The organism is Myxococcus sp. XM-1-1-1 (genome assembly GCF_020037095.1).
Classification (GTDB): domain Bacteria; phylum Myxococcota; class Myxococcia; order Myxococcales; family Myxococcaceae; genus Myxococcus; species Myxococcus fulvus.
Genome location: NZ_JAIQDH010000008.1, coordinates 100,613 through 119,646, shown reverse-complemented (window position 1 = coordinate 119,646; position 19,034 = coordinate 100,613). Strand labels below are relative to the sequence as shown.

Annotated in this window: 16 protein-coding genes and 1 pseudogene; 9 read left to right on the top strand and 8 right to left on the bottom strand. The window is 70.7% G+C overall.

From position 1 onward, the window contains the following. Positions 1 to 9: 9 nt before the first annotated feature. On the bottom strand, positions 10 to 1,353 hold the full coding sequence (locus K8640_RS17750; protein WP_223748105.1) for a glutamate--cysteine ligase: 1,344 nt from the start codon (positions 1,351 to 1,353) through the stop codon (positions 10 to 12). Between the two features lie 60 nt (positions 1,354 to 1,413). Here K8640_RS17750 and K8640_RS17745 point away from each other — a divergent pair, with 60 nt between their 5' ends. From K8640_RS17745 to K8640_RS17735, 3 genes are all read left to right on the top strand, one after another. After that, the gene (locus K8640_RS17745; protein WP_223748104.1) at positions 1,414 to 2,229 is read left to right on the top strand and encodes an EI24 domain-containing protein; all 816 of its coding nucleotides are present in this window, start codon (positions 1,414 to 1,416) and stop codon (positions 2,227 to 2,229) included. Between the two features lie 218 nt (positions 2,230 to 2,447). Further along, positions 2,448 to 5,687 carry an MXAN_5808 family serine peptidase gene (locus tag K8640_RS17740; RefSeq protein WP_223748103.1) on the top strand — a complete coding sequence of 1,080 codons (3,240 nt, stop codon included), beginning with the start codon at positions 2,448 to 2,450 and terminating at the stop codon, positions 5,685 to 5,687. A 174-nt stretch (positions 5,688 to 5,861) separates the two neighbouring features. Beyond that, positions 5,862 to 6,749: a hypothetical protein gene (locus K8640_RS17735; RefSeq protein ID WP_223748102.1), complete on the top strand. Its 888-nt coding sequence runs from the start codon at positions 5,862 to 5,864 to the stop codon at positions 6,747 to 6,749. A gap of 9 nt (positions 6,750 to 6,758) precedes the next feature. On the opposite strand, the gene K8640_RS17730 is transcribed toward K8640_RS17735, so the two are convergent. After that, positions 6,759 to 7,484: a glycerophosphodiester phosphodiesterase gene (locus K8640_RS17730; protein ID WP_223748101.1), complete on the bottom strand. Its 726-nt coding sequence runs from the start codon at positions 7,482 to 7,484 to the stop codon at positions 6,759 to 6,761. Positions 7,485 to 7,597: 113 nt separating this feature from the next. Between K8640_RS17730 and K8640_RS17725 the strand changes: the two genes are divergently transcribed. Beyond that, entirely contained in the window at positions 7,598 to 7,822 is a 225-nt protein-coding gene (locus K8640_RS17725) for a twin-arginine translocase TatA/TatE family subunit (RefSeq protein WP_141329496.1), read from the top strand. 109 nt (positions 7,823 to 7,931) lie between these two features. Here the strand turns inward: K8640_RS17725 and K8640_RS17720 are convergent, their stop codons facing one another. The 3 genes and pseudogenes from K8640_RS17720 to K8640_RS43145 all read right to left on the bottom strand — a co-directional run. Then, the gene (locus K8640_RS17720; RefSeq protein WP_223748100.1) at positions 7,932 to 8,747 is read right to left on the bottom strand and encodes a hypothetical protein; all 816 of its coding nucleotides are present in this window, start codon (positions 8,745 to 8,747) and stop codon (positions 7,932 to 7,934) included. 6 nt (positions 8,748 to 8,753) lie between these two features. Next, positions 8,754 to 11,297, bottom strand: coding sequence for a hypothetical protein (locus K8640_RS17715; RefSeq protein WP_370640361.1), 2,544 nt, complete (start codon positions 11,295 to 11,297; stop codon positions 8,754 to 8,756). A gap of 210 nt (positions 11,298 to 11,507) precedes the next feature. Then, a pseudogene (locus tag K8640_RS43145) lies at positions 11,508 to 11,606 on the bottom strand (zinc-ribbon domain-containing protein); the annotation flags it as partial. A 165-nt stretch (positions 11,607 to 11,771) separates the two neighbouring features. Here K8640_RS43145 and K8640_RS17710 point away from each other — a divergent pair. Continuing rightward, positions 11,772 to 12,431 carry a polyhydroxyalkanoate synthesis regulator DNA-binding domain-containing protein gene (locus K8640_RS17710; protein WP_141332526.1) on the top strand — a complete coding sequence of 220 codons (660 nt, stop codon included), beginning with the start codon at positions 11,772 to 11,774 and terminating at the stop codon, positions 12,429 to 12,431. Positions 12,432 to 12,434: 3 nt separating this feature from the next. Here the strand turns inward: K8640_RS17710 and K8640_RS17705 are convergent, their stop codons facing one another. Together K8640_RS17705 and K8640_RS17700 are read right to left on the bottom strand one after the other, a co-directional pair. Continuing rightward, positions 12,435 to 13,238, bottom strand: a complete 804-nt coding sequence (locus tag K8640_RS17705) for a ParA family protein (RefSeq protein WP_223748098.1) — start codon at positions 13,236 to 13,238, stop codon at positions 12,435 to 12,437. A 35-nt stretch (positions 13,239 to 13,273) separates the two neighbouring features. Continuing rightward, positions 13,274 to 13,582, bottom strand: coding sequence for a hypothetical protein (locus tag K8640_RS17700; protein ID WP_141332524.1), 309 nt, complete (start codon positions 13,580 to 13,582; stop codon positions 13,274 to 13,276). 165 nt (positions 13,583 to 13,747) lie between these two features. Here K8640_RS17700 and K8640_RS17695 point away from each other — a divergent pair, with 165 nt between their 5' ends. From K8640_RS17695 to K8640_RS17680, 4 genes are all read left to right on the top strand, one after another. Continuing rightward, a complete protein-coding gene (locus tag K8640_RS17695; RefSeq protein WP_223748097.1) occupies positions 13,748 to 14,662 on the top strand; it encodes an ArsA family ATPase in 915 nt (304 codons plus the stop codon). After that, positions 14,659 to 15,771: an ArsA family ATPase gene (locus tag K8640_RS17690; RefSeq protein ID WP_223748096.1), complete on the top strand. Its 1,113-nt coding sequence runs from the start codon at positions 14,659 to 14,661 to the stop codon at positions 15,769 to 15,771. The genes K8640_RS17695 and K8640_RS17690 overlap by 4 nt, the downstream gene beginning before the upstream one ends. Positions 15,772 to 15,967: 196 nt before the next feature. Further along, positions 15,968 to 17,107, top strand: a complete 1,140-nt coding sequence (locus tag K8640_RS17685) for a tetratricopeptide repeat protein (protein ID WP_223748095.1) — start codon at positions 15,968 to 15,970, stop codon at positions 17,105 to 17,107. A 74-nt stretch (positions 17,108 to 17,181) separates the two neighbouring features. Next, on the top strand, positions 17,182 to 18,375 hold the full coding sequence (locus tag K8640_RS17680) for a M48 family metalloprotease (RefSeq protein ID WP_223748094.1): 1,194 nt from the start codon (positions 17,182 to 17,184) through the stop codon (positions 18,373 to 18,375). 130 nt (positions 18,376 to 18,505) lie between these two features. Here the strand turns inward: K8640_RS17680 and K8640_RS17675 are convergent, their stop codons facing one another. Continuing rightward, positions 18,506 to 19,030 carry a tetratricopeptide repeat protein gene (locus K8640_RS17675; protein WP_141332029.1) on the bottom strand — a complete coding sequence of 175 codons (525 nt, stop codon included), beginning with the start codon at positions 19,028 to 19,030 and terminating at the stop codon, positions 18,506 to 18,508. Positions 19,031 to 19,034: the final 4 nt, after the last annotated feature.

The window sequence follows — 19,034 nt, the reverse complement described above, 5'->3', positions numbered from 1 at the left end:
CCCGTCCGCTCACACCGTGCGCAGCGCGAGCACCGTCTCGGGGCGTGGGTCCTTCTCCCACGCCTCGAGCAGCTCCGCCGCCGGCGAGCGCTTCGACGCGGCGACCTCCGCGAGCGGCTCCAACAGCGGCGCATCCGCCGCGTCCAGCCGATTCAGGCCCCGCCGGGCGATGCCCACCATCTCCTCCGCGAGCCGGTACAGCTCGCGCGCGCCCAGCCGCCCCGCCAGGCCCTCGCGCCGGGCCGTGTCGTGGAAGGCCAGGTGCTCCACGTACGTGAGCTTGGGCAACAGCCGCTCCGCCTCGTCCAGCGCCGTGGCGTCGTACAGGATGCCGCGCCACAGGGCCGCCAGCGCGCCCGTCATCGCCGCGCTGCCGCAGTCCGCGCCACGCACCTCGACGACCTTCTTCAGCCGCACCTCGGGGAAGAGCGTGGAGAGATGGTCCGTCCAGTCCGCCAGGTCCGGCGGCTTGCCCTCGAAGCCCTGCTCCATCAGCTGTCGGAAGGTGAGCTTCGGGTGCAGGTACTGCCCCTGGCGGCGCAGGAAGAGCAGCGGCGCGTCCAGCGCCCACTCGACATAGGCCCGGTAGGAGAAGGAGCCGTCGAAGAACGCCGGCAGGTAGCCGCAGCGCGTCGGGTCCACCTCATCCCAGACGCGGTTGCGGAAGGACAGATAGCCGGAGGGCCTTCCGTCCACGAGCGGGCTGTTGGCGTACAGCGCGTTCATGATGGGGGACAGCCGGGCCACCACCACCGTCTTGCGGACACAGTCCGCCTCATCCTTCCAGTCGAGCGACACCTGTCCGGTGGCGGTCATCAACATCATGTTCAGCGCCAGCCGGCCGCGCTCCGGCAGGGTGCGCCGCATCACCAGGTAGCGGCTCTTGGGCATCCACGGCTGGGTGAACGTGGTCCCCGTGGGCCGGTAGCCCAGGGTGACGAGCCGCAGCCCCAATTCCCCCGCCGCCGCCTTCACCTGCTTGAGGTGGGCCAGGTTCTCCGCGTGCGCCTCGCGCGCGGTGTGGAAGGGGCTGCCGGACAGCTCGAACTGGCCGCCGGGCTCCAGGGAGATGGTGGCCTCGCCGCGCTCGCGCTGCAGGGCGATGACGGGGGAGTCGGGCGTCTCCCGGAACGGGACGTAGCCGTCGGGGGCCAGCCGGTTCAGGAGCGCGCCCACCCCGGAGTCACCCTCGTAGGGGACCGGCTCGGACGAGCCCACGGGGTAGAGGAGCTTCTCGTGCTCGAGCCCCAGGCGCAGCTCGCCCTGGGGTTTCTCGGCGGCGCGAAATCCCGACACCAGCATATCGACGGAGGTGATGGGCTCGGAGGCGGCTCGCTTGAGGTCGAGTGACATGGGCGCGCCCTATATAACGGGGACCTCCGGACCCGCTGTCGATTCGCGCACTGGCCCGCCATGAGCCCTCCCTCTCCCATCCCCACTGTGTCCCCCCAGCCGCGCCTGTCCGATTTCTTCCAGGGCCTGGGACTGCTCGGCCGAGCCGCGGGCCTCATCCTGCGCTCCCGCCGCCTCTTCGCCCTGTCCGCCCTGTGCGCCGTCGTCACCGCCATCGCCCTGGTGGGCCTGGCGTGGCTGCTGTACCACTACGCCCCCCTGGCCCTGGGCTCCGTCTGGACCCAGCCCGAGTCCTGGTACGGCCGGGGCGCCTGGTACACGGTCCTGGTGCTCGCGGGGCTGGTGCTCTGGGTGGTGGGCGCCAACATCGTCCCGCCCCTGCTGCTCGCGCCCCTGCAGGACCCGCTGTCGGAGGCCACCGAGGCCCTCTGTGGAGGAAACGACGGCCCGCCCTTCACCCTGGCCGGCTTCGTGCGGGGCATCACCACGGGCCTGTTGCACACGCTCGCCCGGCTCTTCTTCCTGCTCGCCGGGCTGACGCTCCTGCTGCCCCTGCACCTCATCCCCGGGGTGGGCAGCGTGCTGTGGACGGTGCTGGGGGCCCTGTGGACCATGACCTGGATGGCGGGCGAGTTCCTGGCCGCCCCCATGACGCGCCACCTGTACCCCTTCGCCGAGGTGCGCCGGATGCTCCGCCAGCGCCGCGCCCTCTGCCTGGGCCTGGGGGCGGGCGTCTACCTCCTGCTCTGGGTGCCGATCCTCAATACGTTCTTCCTCCCGGTGGCCATCGTCGCGGGCACCCTCCTCTACCGGGGGTTCCTGAAGGCGGGCCTCCTGCCGCCCCCTCCCGGGGCCAGCCGGGGGGCGCTGCCCTGAAATAAACGCCTCCACCGGCTGTCGGAGCCAGCAGGGCGGGAACGCAGTGCCCGCCAGGGACGTTCTGCCTCTTCAGCGGAGAGTCGACGCCTTGAAGCACCAGAAAGCCGTGATTAGGCTTGCCCGGCCGCTTCAATGCCCAGCTACCGTTTCAAGGGTTCGGATTTTCTAGGCATTTCACGTCACACCCCGGAGTGCCGCACGGTGCTCCAGCTTGGATGAATCACATGCCGCGTTTTCTCCGCCGCATCTCCGCCGTAGCCGTGCTCCTCGGAGCATGGGCCCTCGTGGGCAGCCATCGCGCGCCGATACCGCTGATGATGGGCGCGGCGGAGGCCGGGCAGGGGCAGGGCACCTGGGACGGCAGCCTGCCCTCCGCCAAGGGCGAGAAGGCGCCTCATGACCTCAACAGCCTTCGCGTGCTGACCAAGGTCATCCTCTACGTGAAGGAGAACTACGTCGACCCCAAGCGCATCAAGCCGAAGGAGATGATGATCTCCTCGCTCGAGTACGTGGAGAAGAGCGTCCCGGACGTGCTGGTGGACGGCAACCCGGAGACGGGCAAGCTGGCGGTCAACGTCAACGGCAAGTCGCGCGAGTTCGACATCGCGCACGTCGACTCGCTGTGGAAGATGTCGTTCGCGCTCAAGGACGTCTTCGATTTCCTGTCGAAGAACATGCGCCCCATCGAGGACACGCGCGACATCGAGTACGCGGCCGTCAACGGCATGCTGTCCACCCTGGATCCGCACTCGGTGCTGCTGCGCCCGGAGCTGTACCGGGAGATGAAGCTGTCCACCAAGGGCGAGTTCGGCGGCCTGGGCTTCGTCATCCAGATGCGCGAGGGCAACCTCACCGTCGTCAAGGTGCTGCCCAAGACGCCCGCGCACCGCGCCGGCATCCAGAAGGATGACCGCATCAAGAAGATTGGCGAGGAGTCCACCGTCAACATGGACCTCAACGAGGCCGTGTCCAAGCTGCGCGGCCCGGTGGACAGCCGCATCACCATCACCGTGGAGCGCGACGGCTGGGAGAAGCCGCGCGTGATGACGGTGGCGCGCGCCATGATCTCCATCGAGAGCGTGCAGCACAAGATGCTCTCCGGGAACGTCGGCTACATCCGGCTGAAGAACTTCCAGGGCAACACCACGCGCGACCTGGAGGCGGCGCTGGGCGAGCTGCGCAAGCAGGCGGACACCAAGGGCGGCTTCAAGGGCCTGGTGCTCGATTTGCGCGGCAACCCGGGCGGGCTCCTGGAGCAGGCCATCCAGGTGTCGGACACGTTCCTGTCGAGCGGCACCATCGTCGCGACGGTGGGCCTGTCGGACAAGCTGCGCGAGGAGAAGCGCGCGCGTCCCACGGAGGGCGAGGACGCCTACCCCATCGCGGTGCTGGTGAACGCGGGCAGCGCGTCGGCGTCCGAAATCGTGGCGGGCGCGCTCAAGAACCTGAACCGCGGCGTCATCATCGGCCGGCAGACGTTCGGCAAGGGCAGCGTGCAGGTGCTGTACGACTTCCCGGACGACAGCGCGCTGAAGCTGACCATCGCGAAGTACCTGACGCCCGGCGACGTCTCCATCCAGGAGGTCGGCATCGTCCCGGACATCCAGCTGGTGCCCACCCGCGTCACCGACGAGCGCGTGGACGTGTTCGCGTCGCGCCGCTCCATGGGCGAGGCGGACCTGGACCAGCACTTCGGCAACCCGGACTCCACCACCGTCGCCAAGAAGCGCGAGGACGTGCTGGACCGCGAGAAGCCGCGCGAGAGCCTCAAGTACCTGAAGGTGGACCCCAAGCAGCAGGAGAAGCTGGCCGCCGCCGCCAAGGAGGAGCCCAAGCCCAAGGCCGCCGCCACCGAGAAGGTGGACAAGAAGCCCCACGGCGAGAACGACCCGCTGCTCGACGTGGCGGGCCAGGGCGAGGACCTGGACGACCAGCTCGACGCGGAGTCCCAGGATGAGATCAAGGAGGATTTCGAGGTGCAGTTCGCGCGCGACTACGTGCTGCGCGCGCCGGCCACCACCCGCCAGAAGATGCTGGAGCAGGGCAAGTCCTTCATCGAGCAGAAGCGCCGCGAGGAGGAGACGCGCATCAACAACGCCATCGCCGCGCTGGGGGTGGACTGGAGCGCCGGTCCCACGCCGAAGAACGTGCAGCTGACCGGCACGCTGACGCCGTCCCCGGACGCGAAGATCATGGCCGGCGAGCTCCTGGAGATGGTGGTGACGGCGGAGAACAAGGGCGGCGAGCCGCTCAAGCGCGTTCGCGCCTGGACCGAGAGCGACAACGCGTTCCTGGACCGCCGCGAGTTCATCTTCGGCGCGCTCAACCCGGGCGAGAAGAAGTCCTGGAAGGTGAAGGTGCGCCTGCCCAAGGACCTGACCAGCCGCCGCGACGACGTGACGGTGCGCTTCTTCGACGACCAGGGCGCGCTGCCGGAGACGCGCGTGTCGGAGCTGAACTTCGCCGAGCTGCCGCGTCCGTCCTTCGCGTTCAACTGGCAGGTCATCGACGACTGCGCCGCCTGCAACGGCGACGGCGTGGTGCAGCGCGGTGAGTCGGTGGCGGTGCTGCTGGACGTGACGAACGTGGGTCCGGGCACGGCGCTGGACTCGTTCACGCAGATCAAGAACGGCGGCGACGCGAACATCTTCATCGAGAAGGGCCGCTTCAAACTCGGCGAGCTGAAGTCGGGTGAGACGAAGTCCGCGCGCTTCCAGGTGGAGGTGAAGAAGGGCTACAAGGGCGACACCTTCCCGCTGAAGCTGGCCATCATCGACGAGCCCCTCGAGGAGTTCGTGATGGAGAAGATGGAGCTGCCGGTGAAGGACGCGGCGGTGGCCACGATGGAGCCCAAGAAGGGCTCGGTGCGCATCGCGGAGAAGGTGGAGCTGTTCGGCTCGCCGGTGGAGAACGCCCGCCCGGTGGCGAAGCTGAACGCCGCCGCTGTGCTGCCGGTGGAGGCCTCGACGAAGGGCTTCCTGCGCGTGGAGCTGGAGAAGAACCGCTTCGCCTTCGTGCGCACCCAGGATGCTCGCGAGGTGAAGGCCGGCAAGCCCATGGCACCCAAGATGGCCTGGACGACGACGCGCCGTCCGCCGGACATCAAGCTGGACGCGGACCCGTCCTCGGGCGGCCTGGTGGCCAACGGGGAGAAGTTCACCCTGTCCGGCGTGGTGACGGACCCCAACGGCCTGTTGGACGTCTACGTGCTGGTGAATGACCAGAAGGTCTTCTTCAAGGGCGTGGACCCGGCCAAGGGCGAGCCCAACACGCTGAAGTTCTCCACCGAGTTCACGCTCAAGGAGGGCAACAACAACGTGCTGGTGGTGGCGCGCGAGAGCACCGACTTCGCCAGCCGCCGCACCCTGGTCATCCGCCGCCGTCCGGCGGAGGTCGCCCAGACGGTGCCCGCGCCGGGTCAGCCGGCCGGGACGGTGAAGCCTCGGCAGCAGTAGTCCTCCGGCCCACGGGCCGGACGCAGCCTTCCGGGCGGTCCGTTCCGCCAGTCCTCCTCACGGAGACTGGCGGGAGGGGCCGCCCGTTTTGTTGACGCTCCTCGCGAGCAGGCGTTAGCGTCCGACGCCGTGGGGCGCCCCCGGCCGGCGGGTGCTCGGGAGGCGGTGACTCGAATGCGGACGTTCAGTCGGTGGCTCGCCCTGGCGGCGTGTGTCTCGGGAGCGACCGCGTACGCGGACCAGAACGACCTGCGCATCTCCGAGTTCGGGGACCCGACGACGGCGAACTCCTCCGCCAACGCGGACTTCCAGGCCTTCGCGCGCATCATGGGCGCCGCCATCACCTCGGCGAACCTGATGCCGCCGGAGACGACGGGGCACTCGGCCTGGGCCATCAACGCGGAGCTGTCCGTGGTGTCGCTTCCGGACAGCGTGCGCATCCCCACCGAGAACCCGGAGCAGCCCTCCACGGTGCTCATCCCCTCCTTCCACGTGCGCAAGGGCCTGCCCTTCTCGCTGGAGCTGGGTGGGCGCGTGGGCTGGGTGGAGAAGAGCAGCCAGGTGGTGGCCACCGGCGAGGTGAAGTGGGCCGTCAACGAGGGCTTCACGTGGCTGCCGGACGTGGGCGTGCGCGGCCACGTCACCAAGCTGTTCGGCACCAGGGACTTGAGCCTCACGGTGATGGGCCTGGACCTGGGCGTGGGCAAGCAGTTCCCCCTGGGCGGCATGGTGACGCTGACGCCCTACGGCGGTCTGGACCTGGGCTTCGTGGGCGCCACCAGCAGCCGCATCGACTTCCAGCCGAACCGCTCCTACGAGGACTCCACCGGGAACGACTCACGCGCGGCGCTGGAGGGTACGGCGCCGTACCGGAAGGTGTCCTTCGGCGACAACGTGAACCAGCGCTTCTACGGCGGCGTGCGCTTCATCGGCGGCGTGCTGCAGTTGGGCGCGGAGCTGTCGATCACCCGCACGGGCAGCGTCGAGGACCCGGGCGCGAGCGAGGACCGGGGCCTGCCGGGTGTCTTCGCGTTCAGCACCACGCTGGGCCTGGACTTCTGAGCGGCGCCCTCAGGCCGCGGCGCGCAGGGCTTCGCGCACCGCGCCCGGCCTGTTGGTGATGAGGTAGCTGACGCCCATGCGCTCGAGCTCGCTCGCGCGGGCGGCGTCATCCACGGTCCACGCGGCCACGCGCAGCCCCGCGGCTCGCCAGGTGGCCACCCGCTCCGGCGTGCAGTCCACGTGGTACGGGTGCACCGAGTGCGAGGACACCAGCGGGCTCACCGCGTAGGCCTGCACGCCCCAGCGCCGGTCCGGGTCGATGAGGTAGCCCCGGCGCAGCTCGGGCGCGACGGCGAGCAGCCGGAAGAGGCACAGCGGGTTGAAGCTGGAGATGACCACGCGCTCGGCCATGTCCAGGTCGCGCACGAGCCGGGCCACCTTGCGCGCCAGGCCGTCGTCATCGAAGCGCTCGCACTTGAGCTCGATGTTGACGATGAACTGTGGGGGCAGTGACAGCAGCACCTCCTCCAGCAGGGGAATGCGGGCCGGAGCGAAGCCGAGGGGTGAGCCCACGTCGACCTTCTGGAGCTTCCACCAGGGGGTGGTGCGCACCTCCCAGGGCAGGCGGGCCAGGCGCTCCAGGCGCTCGTCGTGACAGACGACGACCTCGCCCGAGCCGCACACCATGGCGTCCAGCTCCACGCCGTCGGCGCCCTGACGGGCGGCCTCGGTGAAGGCTTCCAGGGTGTTCTCGGGGGCGTCGGCGGAGGCGCCTCGGTGGGCAAGCAGGAGCATGGGCGCAGTGTGCGACGGAAGCGGCCGCCGCGTGCAGCCGAAGTGCGGGCAGGCGTCCACGGCTGGACGCGCGGCTTGCCTCCCCCGCCCCTTTGCTGCACTGTGCCCTCATCATGGGCCTCGGCCTCGGAGAATTCATCGTCCTCGGCTTCATCCTGCTGGTGGTCTTCTCGGCCGCCCGGATGGGTCAGCTCGGCAACGCGGTGGGCAAGTTCGTCTACTCGTTCCGCAAGGCGTCCAAGGGCGAGGACCTCATCGACGCCAAGTCGCTGCCGTCCTCACGTCGGGGCTCCACCGACGCCGAGTACACCGAGCAGGACGCCCCGCGCCGCCGCTAGGTCGGCCGCCCCTCCCCGCTGCTTCTCGACTGTCCGCGCGGGCCCGCGCCGTCGTGTCCAACGTGGGTTCCCGGCGCTCGGGGCCTCGTGAAGCGGAAGGCGCCTCGATTCAGTCCGGACCGTGGTGCCCGATGCGAGTTCCGGGGACTTCCGTCGCGCGAGGGCTCGCGGGGCGGAGGGACTCGGGGCCCTCGGCCAGGAGCCGGGAGGCCTGCTCGCGCAGCGAGGCGTGCACGGCGTTGTCCGAGATGAGCTCGCGCAGGTCCCCCGTGTTGAGCAGCGGGACGATTTTCGCGCCCACCTCGGGAGGCAGGTACGGGTTGAAGACGAGCGCCCGGCGCACCGCGTGGCGCACGGACCAGCGCGGGGACCTCCAGATTTCGAGCAGCGGCTCGGGACGCGCGGGACGGCGCGCGGCCACGCGCACCACCAGCTCCTCGGTGAGGCGGGGGTTGATGAGGACGTTGCGCAGGACGGAGGGGTTGCTCACCGTGGCCAGGCGCGACAGCGTGTCCGGATCCCTCGTCAGTCGGGCCTGCTGCTTGAGGTGCCCGAGCGACTGCGAGAAGGCGTTGGCGTCCGCGCGCGCCGCGGCATCGGGGTTCATCTCGCGCTTCGCGGGGCCCTGCGCGAACAGGTCCGCCACGGTGTCGAGCGACTGCACATGCGCGAGCCTGCGCAGCGCGCCCACGTGGGGGATGTGCTCGGCCTCCTGCGCGAGCGCGGCCATGAAGTCGGACAGCACGCAGGTGGCGGGCTCCCAGCCCTGACGGGCCAGGGAGATGAGGTGCCCTACCAGTTCATTCGCGTCGAGCGGGTCTCCGCGCGACAGCTCCCTCGCGGCCGCCTTGCGACGCACCGACGCACCGCCACCGAGCGCGTGGAGGAATCGGGCGACGTTGCGAGCTTCCTCCAGCGAGGGCATGGCGGCTCACTCCGTGGGCTTGGCCTGGGCCGGCGCGGTGGGCTCGGCGGGAGGAGGAGTGGCCGCGGCGGGCGCGGGGACGGCCTCCACCGTGACTTCGAGGCGGAAGCCATCGAGGGCGGCCGGGTACTCGTGGAAGACGAGCAGGAAGGGCGCCCTGGCGCCGGGGGCCACGGAGACGGCGGAGGAGTCCATGCGTTGGCGCAGGGCCTGGGCCGACTCGGTGTTGCCCACCGCGAAGAGTTCCTCGGGCGTGGCCACCGAGCCCGCGAGGCCCTCGACGGAGCGCACGCGCTGGTTCCCATCGAAGAGGGCGCCGCGCACGCGCAGGTGCGTCGCCGAGCCGGTGCGGTTCTCCGCGTCCCCTCGGATGAAGAAGAGCGGCTTGCCGGACTGCGTCTCGTACAGGCCGTTGGACACGTCGAGAGCCACCAGCGGCGTGGGCGCGGGGACGACGAGTGAGCGCAGGCGCTCGGGAGAGAGGACGGAGAAGTCCACCCGGCCCTCGTGCAGGTAGACCCAGCCCAGCGCGCCCAGACCCACCACGAGGGCGGCGGCGACCACCAGGTTGACGAACAGGGCCGTCACCTTGCGCGCGCGACTGGGCGGGCGGGCCTGGGGGATTCCGACGTCCTCGGGCCGGGCCGTGGGCTTGGCCACGGAGACCACGGGCGCGGAGGACATGCTCGGGTCCAGTTCCAGCACCTCGCGCTGCCCCACCCCGCTCCCCACGCGTCCCAGGGTGACGCCTCCACCCTGGCCCGCGTCCACGGGAGGCACGTCGTCCAGGAGCGAGCCCAACGAACCGCCGTGCGAGCCATCGTGGTCGAGAGCGCCTGGTGACACGTCACCGAACAGCGCCGCGCGCCCGGTGTCCGAGGCCTCGAGCCCCGCGTGCTCGCCGAAGGCCTCGCCACCGTCCGAGTTCAGGTCGAACAGGTCCTGCGCGCCGGGAGGAGACGAAGGGGGATGTCCCGGTGACGCGGCGGTGGGCGAATGGCCTGGGTGCGTCGCGTCACCCAGGTCGAGGGAAGCAAACGGGTCTGCGGCCGAGGAAGGACGCCCCGGGAGCGTCGCGTCGCTCGGGGCGAGGAAGGGGTCCACGGGAGCAGGAGCAGCAGGTGGACGGCTCGGCTGCGTCGCATCGCGCGGGTTGAGCGGCGCGGCCCCGCGAGCAGCCGCGGCGGGAGGCTGCCCGGCTTGCGTCGCATCACTCGGATTGAGCGGCGCGCCGCCTCCACGAGCAGCCGAGGCGGGAGGCTGCCCGGCCTGCGTCGCATCATTCGGATTGAGTGGCGCGGCGCCCCCGCGAGCAGCCGAGGCGGGAGGCCGTCCGGCCTGCGTCGCATCACTCGAGTTGAGCGGCGCGGCCCCGCGAGCAACCGTGGCGGGAAGCCGCCCGGCCTGCGTCGCATCACTCGGATTGAGCGGCGCGCCTCCTGCGCGAGCGGGCGCCGGGGGCGGACGCCCGGCCTGCGTCGCTTCGTTCGGAGCCAGGGCCGCGAAGAGCTCCACGCGACCAGGAGCAGCAGGCGGACGACCCGACTGCGTCGCGTCGCTCGAGTCAAGGGCCGCGAACGGGTCCGGCGGCTGCCCCGCCTGCGTCGCATCACCCAGGTCGAGCGAAGCGAACGGGTCCGCCGGAGAAGCCGGAGGTCGACCCGCCTGCGTTACATCCAGGTCGAGCGAGGCGAACGGATCCGACGGTGGAGCCGGAGGACGCCCCGGAAGCGTCGCCTCCTCGGGCGCCGTGAACGGCGAGGCACCCGCCGCCCCATGCGCGGGGGGCCGCCCTGCCGCTGGCGCACCAGCACGCGGGGCGCCAGGTGCCCCCGCCTGAGGAGCCCGAGGAGGCGGCTGCCCCGTCACGCCACGAGGAGCAGCGTTCTGCCCCGCCACCGGAGCACTCGCCGGAGCGAACGGAGGCGGCGCCGACATCGTCGTGTCGTCGATGTCGATGGACGCGAACGGGTCATCCTCGGCCGCGGGAGGAGCGGCGGTCCGAGGCGCAGGCAGCGCGTCATCGATGTCGATGGACGCGAACGGATCCGCATCGACCGGAGGCGCGGGAGGCTTCGCGCCAGGCCCCACGGGCGCAGGCAACGCACCGAACGGATCCGCCCCACCCACCGCCCCAACGGGCGCGGCGAGGAAATCAGCGAACGGGTCCGCGCCTCGCGACGCGGCGCTTCCCGCCCCGGGAGGCGGAGGCGGCGCGGTGCGGGCTGGCGCCCCCCGAGGCGCCGCGACTCCCGGAGGCTGCCGGGACGCGATTCCGGGCAGGGGCACGGGGCCCGATTGCCGCGATGCGGCGGCCTCATCGACCGGCGGAGGCACCGCGCCACCGTACAAGCCCGAGGAAGTGTCGACTGGCGGACGAACGGGCTGCGCGGCCCCGGGCAGTGGAACCGCGCCAGCGTTGCGCACCGCGGCGACGCCAGGAGCCCCGGCCACGGGAGGGCCCGAGGACTGCGCCGGCGGCAGCGGGATGGGACCCACGCGGGTGGGCTCGCGGAAGACGCCGTCCTCCGTGTCGAGGTCCCCATCCATGCTGTTCCACGAGCCACCCCCAGGGGGGCCCGCGGGGGCTGTTCGCGTCGCCGCGACGCCCTGGGCGAAGAAGCCGGGCCGCGTGATTTCAACGCCTTTGGGGTCGGCAGCGGCCCCGAAGGCGGCGAAGGGGTCGGCCTGCCCGGCCGACGGGGGAGGCGAGGACGCACCGGCATCCTCCCCGCCTGATTCACGGGTGACGCGGAACGTGTTCTGACATTTGGTGCAGCGGACCTTGACCCCCTTCTCGGTCACCTTCTCGTCGGGGATCTTGAACCGCGTCTGGCACCGCGCGCACTTGACGATCATTCAGCAGGCCTGGGGCAGGCACGAGTATAGAGGCACCGGGCGGGTCCGGCGAGACGGGTTCTCGCTGCTTGCTCGCCTCCAACCCCTCTGGTACGAGGTTCGCCCCTGCGAGACTCAGGCATGGAAGCTGGCTTGGAGTCGAGCCCAAAAGGGGCGGAGAAACCGATGAGCGAGGCCGAGCAAGCAGGCGCTCCCAGCAGCAAGGAGCCGAAGATCATCAAGCGGTACACGAACCGGAAGCTCTACGACACCGTGGAGAGCCGGTACGTCACCCTCGATGAGATCGCCGCGATGATCAAGGAGGGCACCGAGGTGCGGATTGTCGACAACCGCACGAAAGAAGACCTGACCTCGGTCACCCTCGCGCAAATCATCTTCGAGGAGGAGAAGAAGAAGAACCAGATGCCGCTGTCGGTGCTGCGGGAGATCATCCGCCACCCCGGCGAGTCCATCTCGGGCTTCATCCAGAAGGAGGTCAGCCCTCGCGTCGCCTCCATCCGCGAGGAGGCCGAGTCCCGCCTCGACAAGCTCCTGCGCCGCGAAGAGGCCGTGAAGGCCGGCCTGGAGGTTCCTCCCGAGGAGCCCCAGCAGGCCGCGGACGCCAACCTGCCTGCCGGTGGCCTGTCCCCCGCCGACCTGCTCAAGGCCAGCCAGCGTGCCTTCGAGGACTGGCAGAAGAAGATCGACGAGCGCGTGAAGCACGTCGTCGAGAACCTCACCGGCAACCTCCCCGCCCTGGGCCGCGACATGCAGTCGCTCACCCAGCGCCTCGAGGAGCTGGAGAAGAAGCTCGAGCAGCTCGAGCAGTCCAAGAAGTCCGAGTAGCCGTCAGGCCCTGGGCGCCGCCCGCTTCCGCTTCCGGGGAGCGGGCCCGCCGTGAATCTCCGAGGCGATGGCCGCCAGCATCTGCGCGCCCCGGCTGCGGGGCGCGTACTCGAAGATGGTCTTCCCGTGGCTCTGGGCCTCGTCCACCTTCACGTCGTAGCCCAGCGGCGTCGTGGCGAGTGACTCCGGGAAGTACGCCCTGAGCCGCTCCAGGATGGCCGTGGCCAGCGCCGTCTTGCGGTACAGCGTGGGCACCACCTTGGTGACGCTCAGGTCCGAGCGGCCCTCGGCCTCGCCCACCTGCCGCACCGTGTCCGCCACCTCGGCGCAGCCATCCAGCGCCAGGTACGTCAGCGCCACCGGCACCACCACCTCCGTCGCGGCCACCAGGATGTTGCGCGTGGTGAGCCCCATGGACGGCGGCGAGTCGAAGACGACGGCGTCGTAGCCCGCGTCCTTCGCCGCCTCCAGGCGGTCCGCCAGCCGGTGCGAGCGCCGCGCGTGGGACGCCACCACCACCGGGAAGTCCGCCATCTCCTTGTACGAGGGCAGCACGTCCAGGCCGGCCACGGCCGACGGCCGCACCACGTCCGCCAGGGCGACGGTGTCGTCGGTCAGCAGGTGGAAGACGTTGCGAGGAAGCGTGCGCACGTCCAGGCCGAGCGCCTTGCTCGCATGGCCCTGCGTGTCCAGGTCCGCCAGCAGCACGCGCAGGCCGCGCTCCCTGACGAGCCAGGCGGCGGTGTTCACCGCCAGCGTCGTCTTGCAGGTGCCGCCCTTCTCGTTGATGAAGGCGATGCGCCGCATGGTGGCCTCGGGCTCCCCCGGACCTGTCCGGGTGCTTACTTCTTCGACGGCGCCTTCTGCGCCACCAGGGTGTCCACCTTGCTCTCCACCGACGCCAAGAGCCGCTCCAGGTCATCCACCTTCGAGCGCAGCTGCTCCAGGTCCGCCGTGGATGGCAGGTTCATGGCCGACAGCGCCGAGCGCAGCGCGCTGTCCAGCGTGCCCTTGGCCGACAGCGAGCGCGACACCAGCGTCTGCACCGCCGCCACGAACTTCTCGTTGGAGAGCAGCTGCTGCGCCAGCTTGCCGACGCGCTCCTCGCCCGTCTCCACGAGCTTCTTCATCACCGGGTTGTTCTTCAGCATGGGACGCCTGGTTTTCACCCGCCCGGTGGAACCCCACCGTCGGGACGTCGGGAAAAAGACGCCGCACTCTGCGAGGGGGCAACGCGACGTGTCAAGCAAGGCAACAACCCCGGGCCAAACGCGTTGACTCCTGGAGACTCGATTCCTACGGTTCGCCGCTCGCTTATGGCAGGGCTCCTGGACAAGCGGTTGTGGGTGGTCTCCGGCAAGGGCGGCGTGGGCAAGAGCACCGTCGCCGCGGCGCTCGCCCTGCGCTCGGCGCGCGCGGGGCGTCGGACGCTGGTGTGCGAGGTGAACACGCAGGAGCGCATCAGCCGCTTCCTCGAGCACCCTCCCGCCGGCCCCGAGGTGAAGCTGTTGGAGGAGAACCTCTGGGCCGTGGACGTGCGCCCGCAGGAGGCCATGCGCGAGTACGGGCTGATGGTCCTGCGCTTCGAGGCCCTCTACAAGACGGTCTTCGAGAACAAGCTGGTGCGCTACTTCCTGCGCTTCGTGCCGTCCCTGCAGGAGCTCGTCCTGCTGGGGAAGATCATGTACCACCTGCAGGAGAAGCTGCCGGACGGGCGCTGGCGCTTCGACACCATCGTCCTGGACGCGCCCGCCACCGGCCACGCCATCTCCTTCCTGAGCGTGCCCCAGGTGCTCGTGCAGACGGTGCCCCCGGGCCCCATGTCGCGCGAGGCCCAGAAGATGCGCGACCTGCTGGTGGACCCGTCCGTGACGGCCGCCATCCTGGTGGCGCTCCCGGAGGAGATGCCGGTGAACGAGGCGCTGGAGCTGCACGCCGCGCTCACGGACCGGGTGAACCTCCGCACGCACGCGGCGGTGCTCAACCAGGCCATCCCCGAGCGCTTCACGGAGGCCGATTTGGAGGCCCTGGCGGGCCACCCCGAATTGCACCACGTGGCCCAGGCACACCATGACCGCGCGGCGCTGACGGTGCTCGCGGGCACCAAGCTGGAGCGCAACCTTCACACGCCGGTGTTCAACATCCCCCGGCTGTTCCTCCCCGCCTTCGGGCGGGACGCCATCGAGCAGGTCATGGGTCACCTCGAAACACTGGTGATGGGGGAGCGGTGAGCACCACGGCCCTCGCGCCCGCGCTCGCGAACAAGCGCGTCCTCATCTGTGTCGGCTCCGGCGGTGTCGGGAAGACGACGGTGGCCGCCACCCTGGCCCTGCGCGCGGCGGTGGAGGGCCGTCAGAGCCTGGTGTGCACCATCGACCCGGCGAAGCGGCTGGCCAACTCGCTGGGCCTGTCCGCGCTCGGCAACGCGGAGACACAGGTGCCGGCCTCCGCGCTGCAGCCGCTGGGCGTCACGCCGCGCGCGGCGCTGTACGCGATGATGCTGGACATGAAGCAGACGTGGGATGACCTCATCACCCGCGTCGCGCCTCCGGAGCAGCGCGAGCGCATCCTCGCCAATCGCTTCTACCAGTCGCTCTCCACGGCCCTGGCGGGCAGCCAGGAATACATCGCCATGGAGAAGGTGTGGGAGCTGCGCCGCAAGGGCGAGTACGAGCTCGTCGTGCTGGACACGCCACCCACCGCGCACGCGCTGGACTTCCTGGACGCGCCCAACCGCGTGCTGGACTTCCTGGACAACGAGGCGGCGAAGTGGCTGCTGGCGCCCGCGCTGAAGGCGGGCAAGCTGGGCCTGTCGCTCTTCAACCGCAGCGGCTACGTGCTGCGCGCGCTGTCCAAGTTCACCGGCACGGAGATGCTCCAGGAGCTCTCCAGCTTCATGCTGTCCCTGTCGGGCATGAACGAGGGCTTCCGCGAGCGGGCGCGCGGCGTGCGCTCGCTCCTGGAGGACAAGACGACGGGCTTCGTGCTCGTGACCAGCCCCCACCCCGAGCGCATGGACGAGGCCATCCACTTCAACAGCCTCCTCAAGCAGCACCGCATGGAGGTGGTGTCCCTGGTGGTGAACCGCGTGCACCCGCTGCCCACCGAGGCCATGTGGGCGGACGCGGCCACGCTGACGCCCACCCGCCGCGCCAAGGTGGAGGAGACGCTGCGCGAGCTCCAGGTCCTGGCCGAGCAGGACCAGAAGGGCATCGCCCAGTTGCAGGCCGCCTGCCCGGGCATCCCCCTCATCCGGGTGCCGCGTTTCGGGCTGGACGTCCACGACATCACCAGCCTGTGGCAGACCGGACGCTACCTGCTGGGAGACGACCCCTTCTGAGCGGGCCCGGGCTCACCCCTCGTCGCGGCCAGCAGCCACCCGGGGGCCGGACAGGCGGGACGGCGGCGCGCGCGCCCCGGACGCATTAAACTGGGCGCGCCCACCCTCGGCGGTGGGAACTCCAGGGCACGGCGCGTTGTCCGGAGACGGCAGGGCCAGGAGGACGCATTCCGTGACGCGGAACGAGCGAACGTACATGTCGGTCAGTCGCTGGGGCTGGGTGTTGGCGCTGGGCCTGGGTGTCGCCGGATGTCGGACGACGGGCGCGGCGGGCAGCTCGGACACCGCCCAGGTGGCCCCGGCCAAGCAGGAGATTGAGTTCGACGCGGTGACGGTGACCGCGGACCTGGAGCTGGACAAGCTCAACGACGAGGAGCTCTTCGCCGGGGGCACGTCCGCCTTCGCGGCCAACGACTTCAAGCAGGCGGCGCGCTTCTTCGGGCGGCTGGTGGACTTCCACCCGAAGAGCCAGCACCGTCGCGCGGCGCTCTACAACGCGGGGCTCGCCCACCAGCGCCTCAAGGAGTGGGAGGAGGCGTGGCTGCGCTTCTCCGAGCTGGCGGACGCGAAGGCGGGCCAGGGAGACGCGCTGGACGCGTCCTTCCGCGTGGCGGAGACGCAGTACCACCTGGAGCGCTACGACGAGGCCGTGGCCCTCTTGTCCACGCTCGCCGCGCGCGAGGACATCCCGGTCAACCGCCGCATCGAGGCGCGCGTGCAGCAGGGCGTGTGTGAGCTGGAGGCGGGCCGCACCGACGCCGCCGAGGCCACGCTGCGCAAGGCCCTGTCCGCCTACGAGGCCCTGTCCGACAAGGACGAGGTGGACGACTACTTCCCCGCGCAGGCGCACTTCTTCGTGGGAGAGCTGTACCGGCTGGACTACGAGGACGTGAAGCTGGACCCCTCCAAGGGCGCGGACAAGCTGGCCGAGGACCTCAACTACAAGGCGGAGCTGCTGCTCTCCTCGCAGGGCCACTACCTGCGCTCCATCCGCGTGGGCAACGGCTACTGGGCCACCGCGTCGGGCTCGCGCATCGGCGCGATGTACGAGGACCTCTACGCGCAGATGGTGAGCTCGCCCGCGCCCGCGGAGCTCAACGCGGAAGAGGCCGTCGTCTACCGGCAGGAGCTGCGAAAGAAGATTCGCGTGCTGCTCACCAAGTCCATCAACATCTACGAGCGCACCCTGGAGACGGCCGAGCGCATCGGCTCGCAGAGCAGCTTCGTGGACCGCACGCGCGAGAGCCTCGCCAAGGTGAAGGCCCTGCTGCTGGCGGACGCGGAGGGCGAGCCCCTTCCCGAGCCTCCCGCGTCGAAGGACGAGCCCCACACGTGAGCCGCGGCTGAAGTCGCCCGGAGGCCGCCCCACTGGGCAGCCCCGGGCCGGGCGGCGTAGCCTGGGGCCCTGCCATGGAGCCCCTCTTCACGCCCGAGCAGCTCGCGGAGATTCACGCCTACCACCTGCCCCACTACATCCGCGCGGCGGTGAACCCCTTCGCACGGTTCGCCCTGCTGGCGCTGATGTTGGGCGTGCTGGTGCGGCCCTTCTTCCGCATGGCCACGGCGGCCGCGGCGGGGCTGGAGCGCCGCTTCGGCTTCCTGCGCACCGCGCCCGTCAGCCGCGCCTTCTTCAGCGCCATGGACCGGCTGTGGGGTGAGTCCGGCTGGGGCGCGGCCGTCCTCTTCGCGCTGATGACGGACCTGTTCGTGAAGCTGGTCTACGCCCCCGTGGACATCTGGTTCGCGTACACGCTGGAGCACCAGCACGGCATGTCCAACTACACCCCGGCCGCCTTCGCCCGGGACATGCTCAAGGGACACCTGCTGGGCGGGTTCGCCATCGCCGCGCTCGTCATCGGCCTGTATGGACTGGCCCGTCGCACGCGCCACTGGTGGTGGGTGCTGGGCGTGCCCGTGGCCCTGCTGATGCTCGTCTCCTCCGCGCTGGACACGTACCGGGGCCGGCTCTACTTCGAGCAGGAGCCGCTGCCCCCGGGGCCTTTGCGCACGCGGATGACGGCGCTGATGGCCCAGGCAAACATCACCTTCTCCGACGTGCTGGTGGAGAAGACCTCCGTGGCCTCGCGGCGCATCCAGGCGTACTTCGCGGGCCAGGGCCCCACGCGCGCCATCGTCCTCAACGACGTCATCCTCCAGGAGCTCTCCGAGGACGAGGTGCTCGCGGCCGTGGCCCACGAGGCCGGCCATGTCCAGGAGCAGAAGTGGCCGGGCCGCATCGCCTCCTCCCTGGCTGTCGTCGCGCTCCTCTTCGCCATCGACCGGATGCTGCGCGTCGCGGCGGCGCGGAGCTGGTTCGGCACCTCGCGCTTCGCGGACATCCGCACCCTGCCGCTGCTCTCGCTGCTCCTGTCGCTCGTGCTGCTGCTGGGCGCGCCCATCGCCGGAGCCTTCTCCCGCGAGCGCGAGCGCACGGCGGACCGCTTCGCCCTCAACCTCACCCACGACGTCGACGCGTTCCGCCGAATGCTGGTGAAGGCCGCGCGCGTCAACAAGATGGACCCCGACCCTCCGCGCTGGGTCGTCCTCAAGGGCATGAGCCATCCCCCCGTGGGCGAGCGCCTGGCCGACCTGCCCGCGCCCTGACGTGAAAAAGCGGCCGGCAGGTGGGCTCTCCCCTTCCCCTCCCCTCTCCACCCGAGCCCACCCGCCGACAGCCGCCGCCGGGCCACTCCCCCGAGCGCCAGCGGCACTTCCTCCCCCCCACGCCACCCAGCTACGGCTGCTGGGCGTCCTGCTTGAGCTTCTCCACCGCGACCAGCGTGATGGCCTTCACCAGCGCCCGCGCCCTGCGCCCCGCCGCCGTCTCACCGTGCGGGTCCACCTCCACCGCCTTCGACAGGTCCGTGAAGCCCTGCCGCTCCCCCTTTCGCAGGTACAGCTCCCCCCGGTTCGCCAGCGCCACCGGATGCCCCGCGTCCCGCGCCAGCGCCGCGCTGAACTCCGCGATGGCCTCCTCCAGCCGCCCGAGCTTCTGGTACACGGTGCCCAGCGCCGCGTGAGCGCCCGCGTCCCGAGGATTCCCGGCCACCAGCCCCTCGAAGAGGATGCGCGCCTCCTCCAGCCGCCCCGCGGCCGCCAGGTCACACCCCACCTGCGCAATCGCCTTCGCCTCCTCGAAGGTCATCCCCTCCACCTCCGCCCACGTCGCCTCGCCCCGCGCGAAGGACCGCATCCTGTGCACCGCCCCGGTCTCCATCCGCATGCCCTCGACTCCCTCGTGTTTGATGACGCGGCCCATGGAC

Coding starts and splice junctions, on each gene's coding strand:
- K8640_RS17750 (WP_223748105.1), bottom strand. CDS start 1,353: ATGTCACTCGACCTCAAGCGAGCCGCCTCCGAGCCCATCACCTCCGTC.
- K8640_RS17720 (WP_223748100.1), bottom strand. CDS start 8,747: ATGCCCTCGCTGGAGGAAGCTCGCAACGTCGCCCGATTCCTCCACGCG.
- K8640_RS17710 (WP_141332526.1), top strand. CDS start 11,772: ATGAGCGAGGCCGAGCAAGCAGGCGCTCCCAGCAGCAAGGAGCCGAAG.
- K8640_RS17685 (WP_223748095.1), top strand. CDS start 15,968: ATGTCGGTCAGTCGCTGGGGCTGGGTGTTGGCGCTGGGCCTGGGTGTC.
- K8640_RS17730 (WP_223748101.1), bottom strand. CDS start 7,484: ATGCTCCTGCTTGCCCACCGAGGCGCCTCCGCCGACGCCCCCGAGAAC.
- K8640_RS17745 (WP_223748104.1), top strand. CDS start 1,414: ATGAGCCCTCCCTCTCCCATCCCCACTGTGTCCCCCCAGCCGCGCCTG.
- K8640_RS17725 (WP_141329496.1), top strand. CDS start 7,598: ATGGGCCTCGGCCTCGGAGAATTCATCGTCCTCGGCTTCATCCTGCTG.
- K8640_RS17680 (WP_223748094.1), top strand. CDS start 17,182: ATGGAGCCCCTCTTCACGCCCGAGCAGCTCGCGGAGATTCACGCCTAC.
- K8640_RS17735 (WP_223748102.1), top strand. CDS start 5,862: ATGCGGACGTTCAGTCGGTGGCTCGCCCTGGCGGCGTGTGTCTCGGGA.
- K8640_RS17705 (WP_223748098.1), bottom strand. CDS start 13,238: ATGCGGCGCATCGCCTTCATCAACGAGAAGGGCGGCACCTGCAAGACG.
- K8640_RS17700 (WP_141332524.1), bottom strand. CDS start 13,582: ATGCTGAAGAACAACCCGGTGATGAAGAAGCTCGTGGAGACGGGCGAG.
- K8640_RS17675 (WP_141332029.1), bottom strand. CDS start 19,030: ATGGGCCGCGTCATCAAACACGAGGGAGTCGAGGGCATGCGGATGGAG.
- K8640_RS17740 (WP_223748103.1), top strand. CDS start 2,448: ATGAATCACATGCCGCGTTTTCTCCGCCGCATCTCCGCCGTAGCCGTG.
- K8640_RS17715 (WP_370640361.1), bottom strand. CDS start 11,297: ATGGATGGGGACCTCGACACGGAGGACGGCGTCTTCCGCGAGCCCACC.
- K8640_RS17695 (WP_223748097.1), top strand. CDS start 13,748: ATGGCAGGGCTCCTGGACAAGCGGTTGTGGGTGGTCTCCGGCAAGGGC.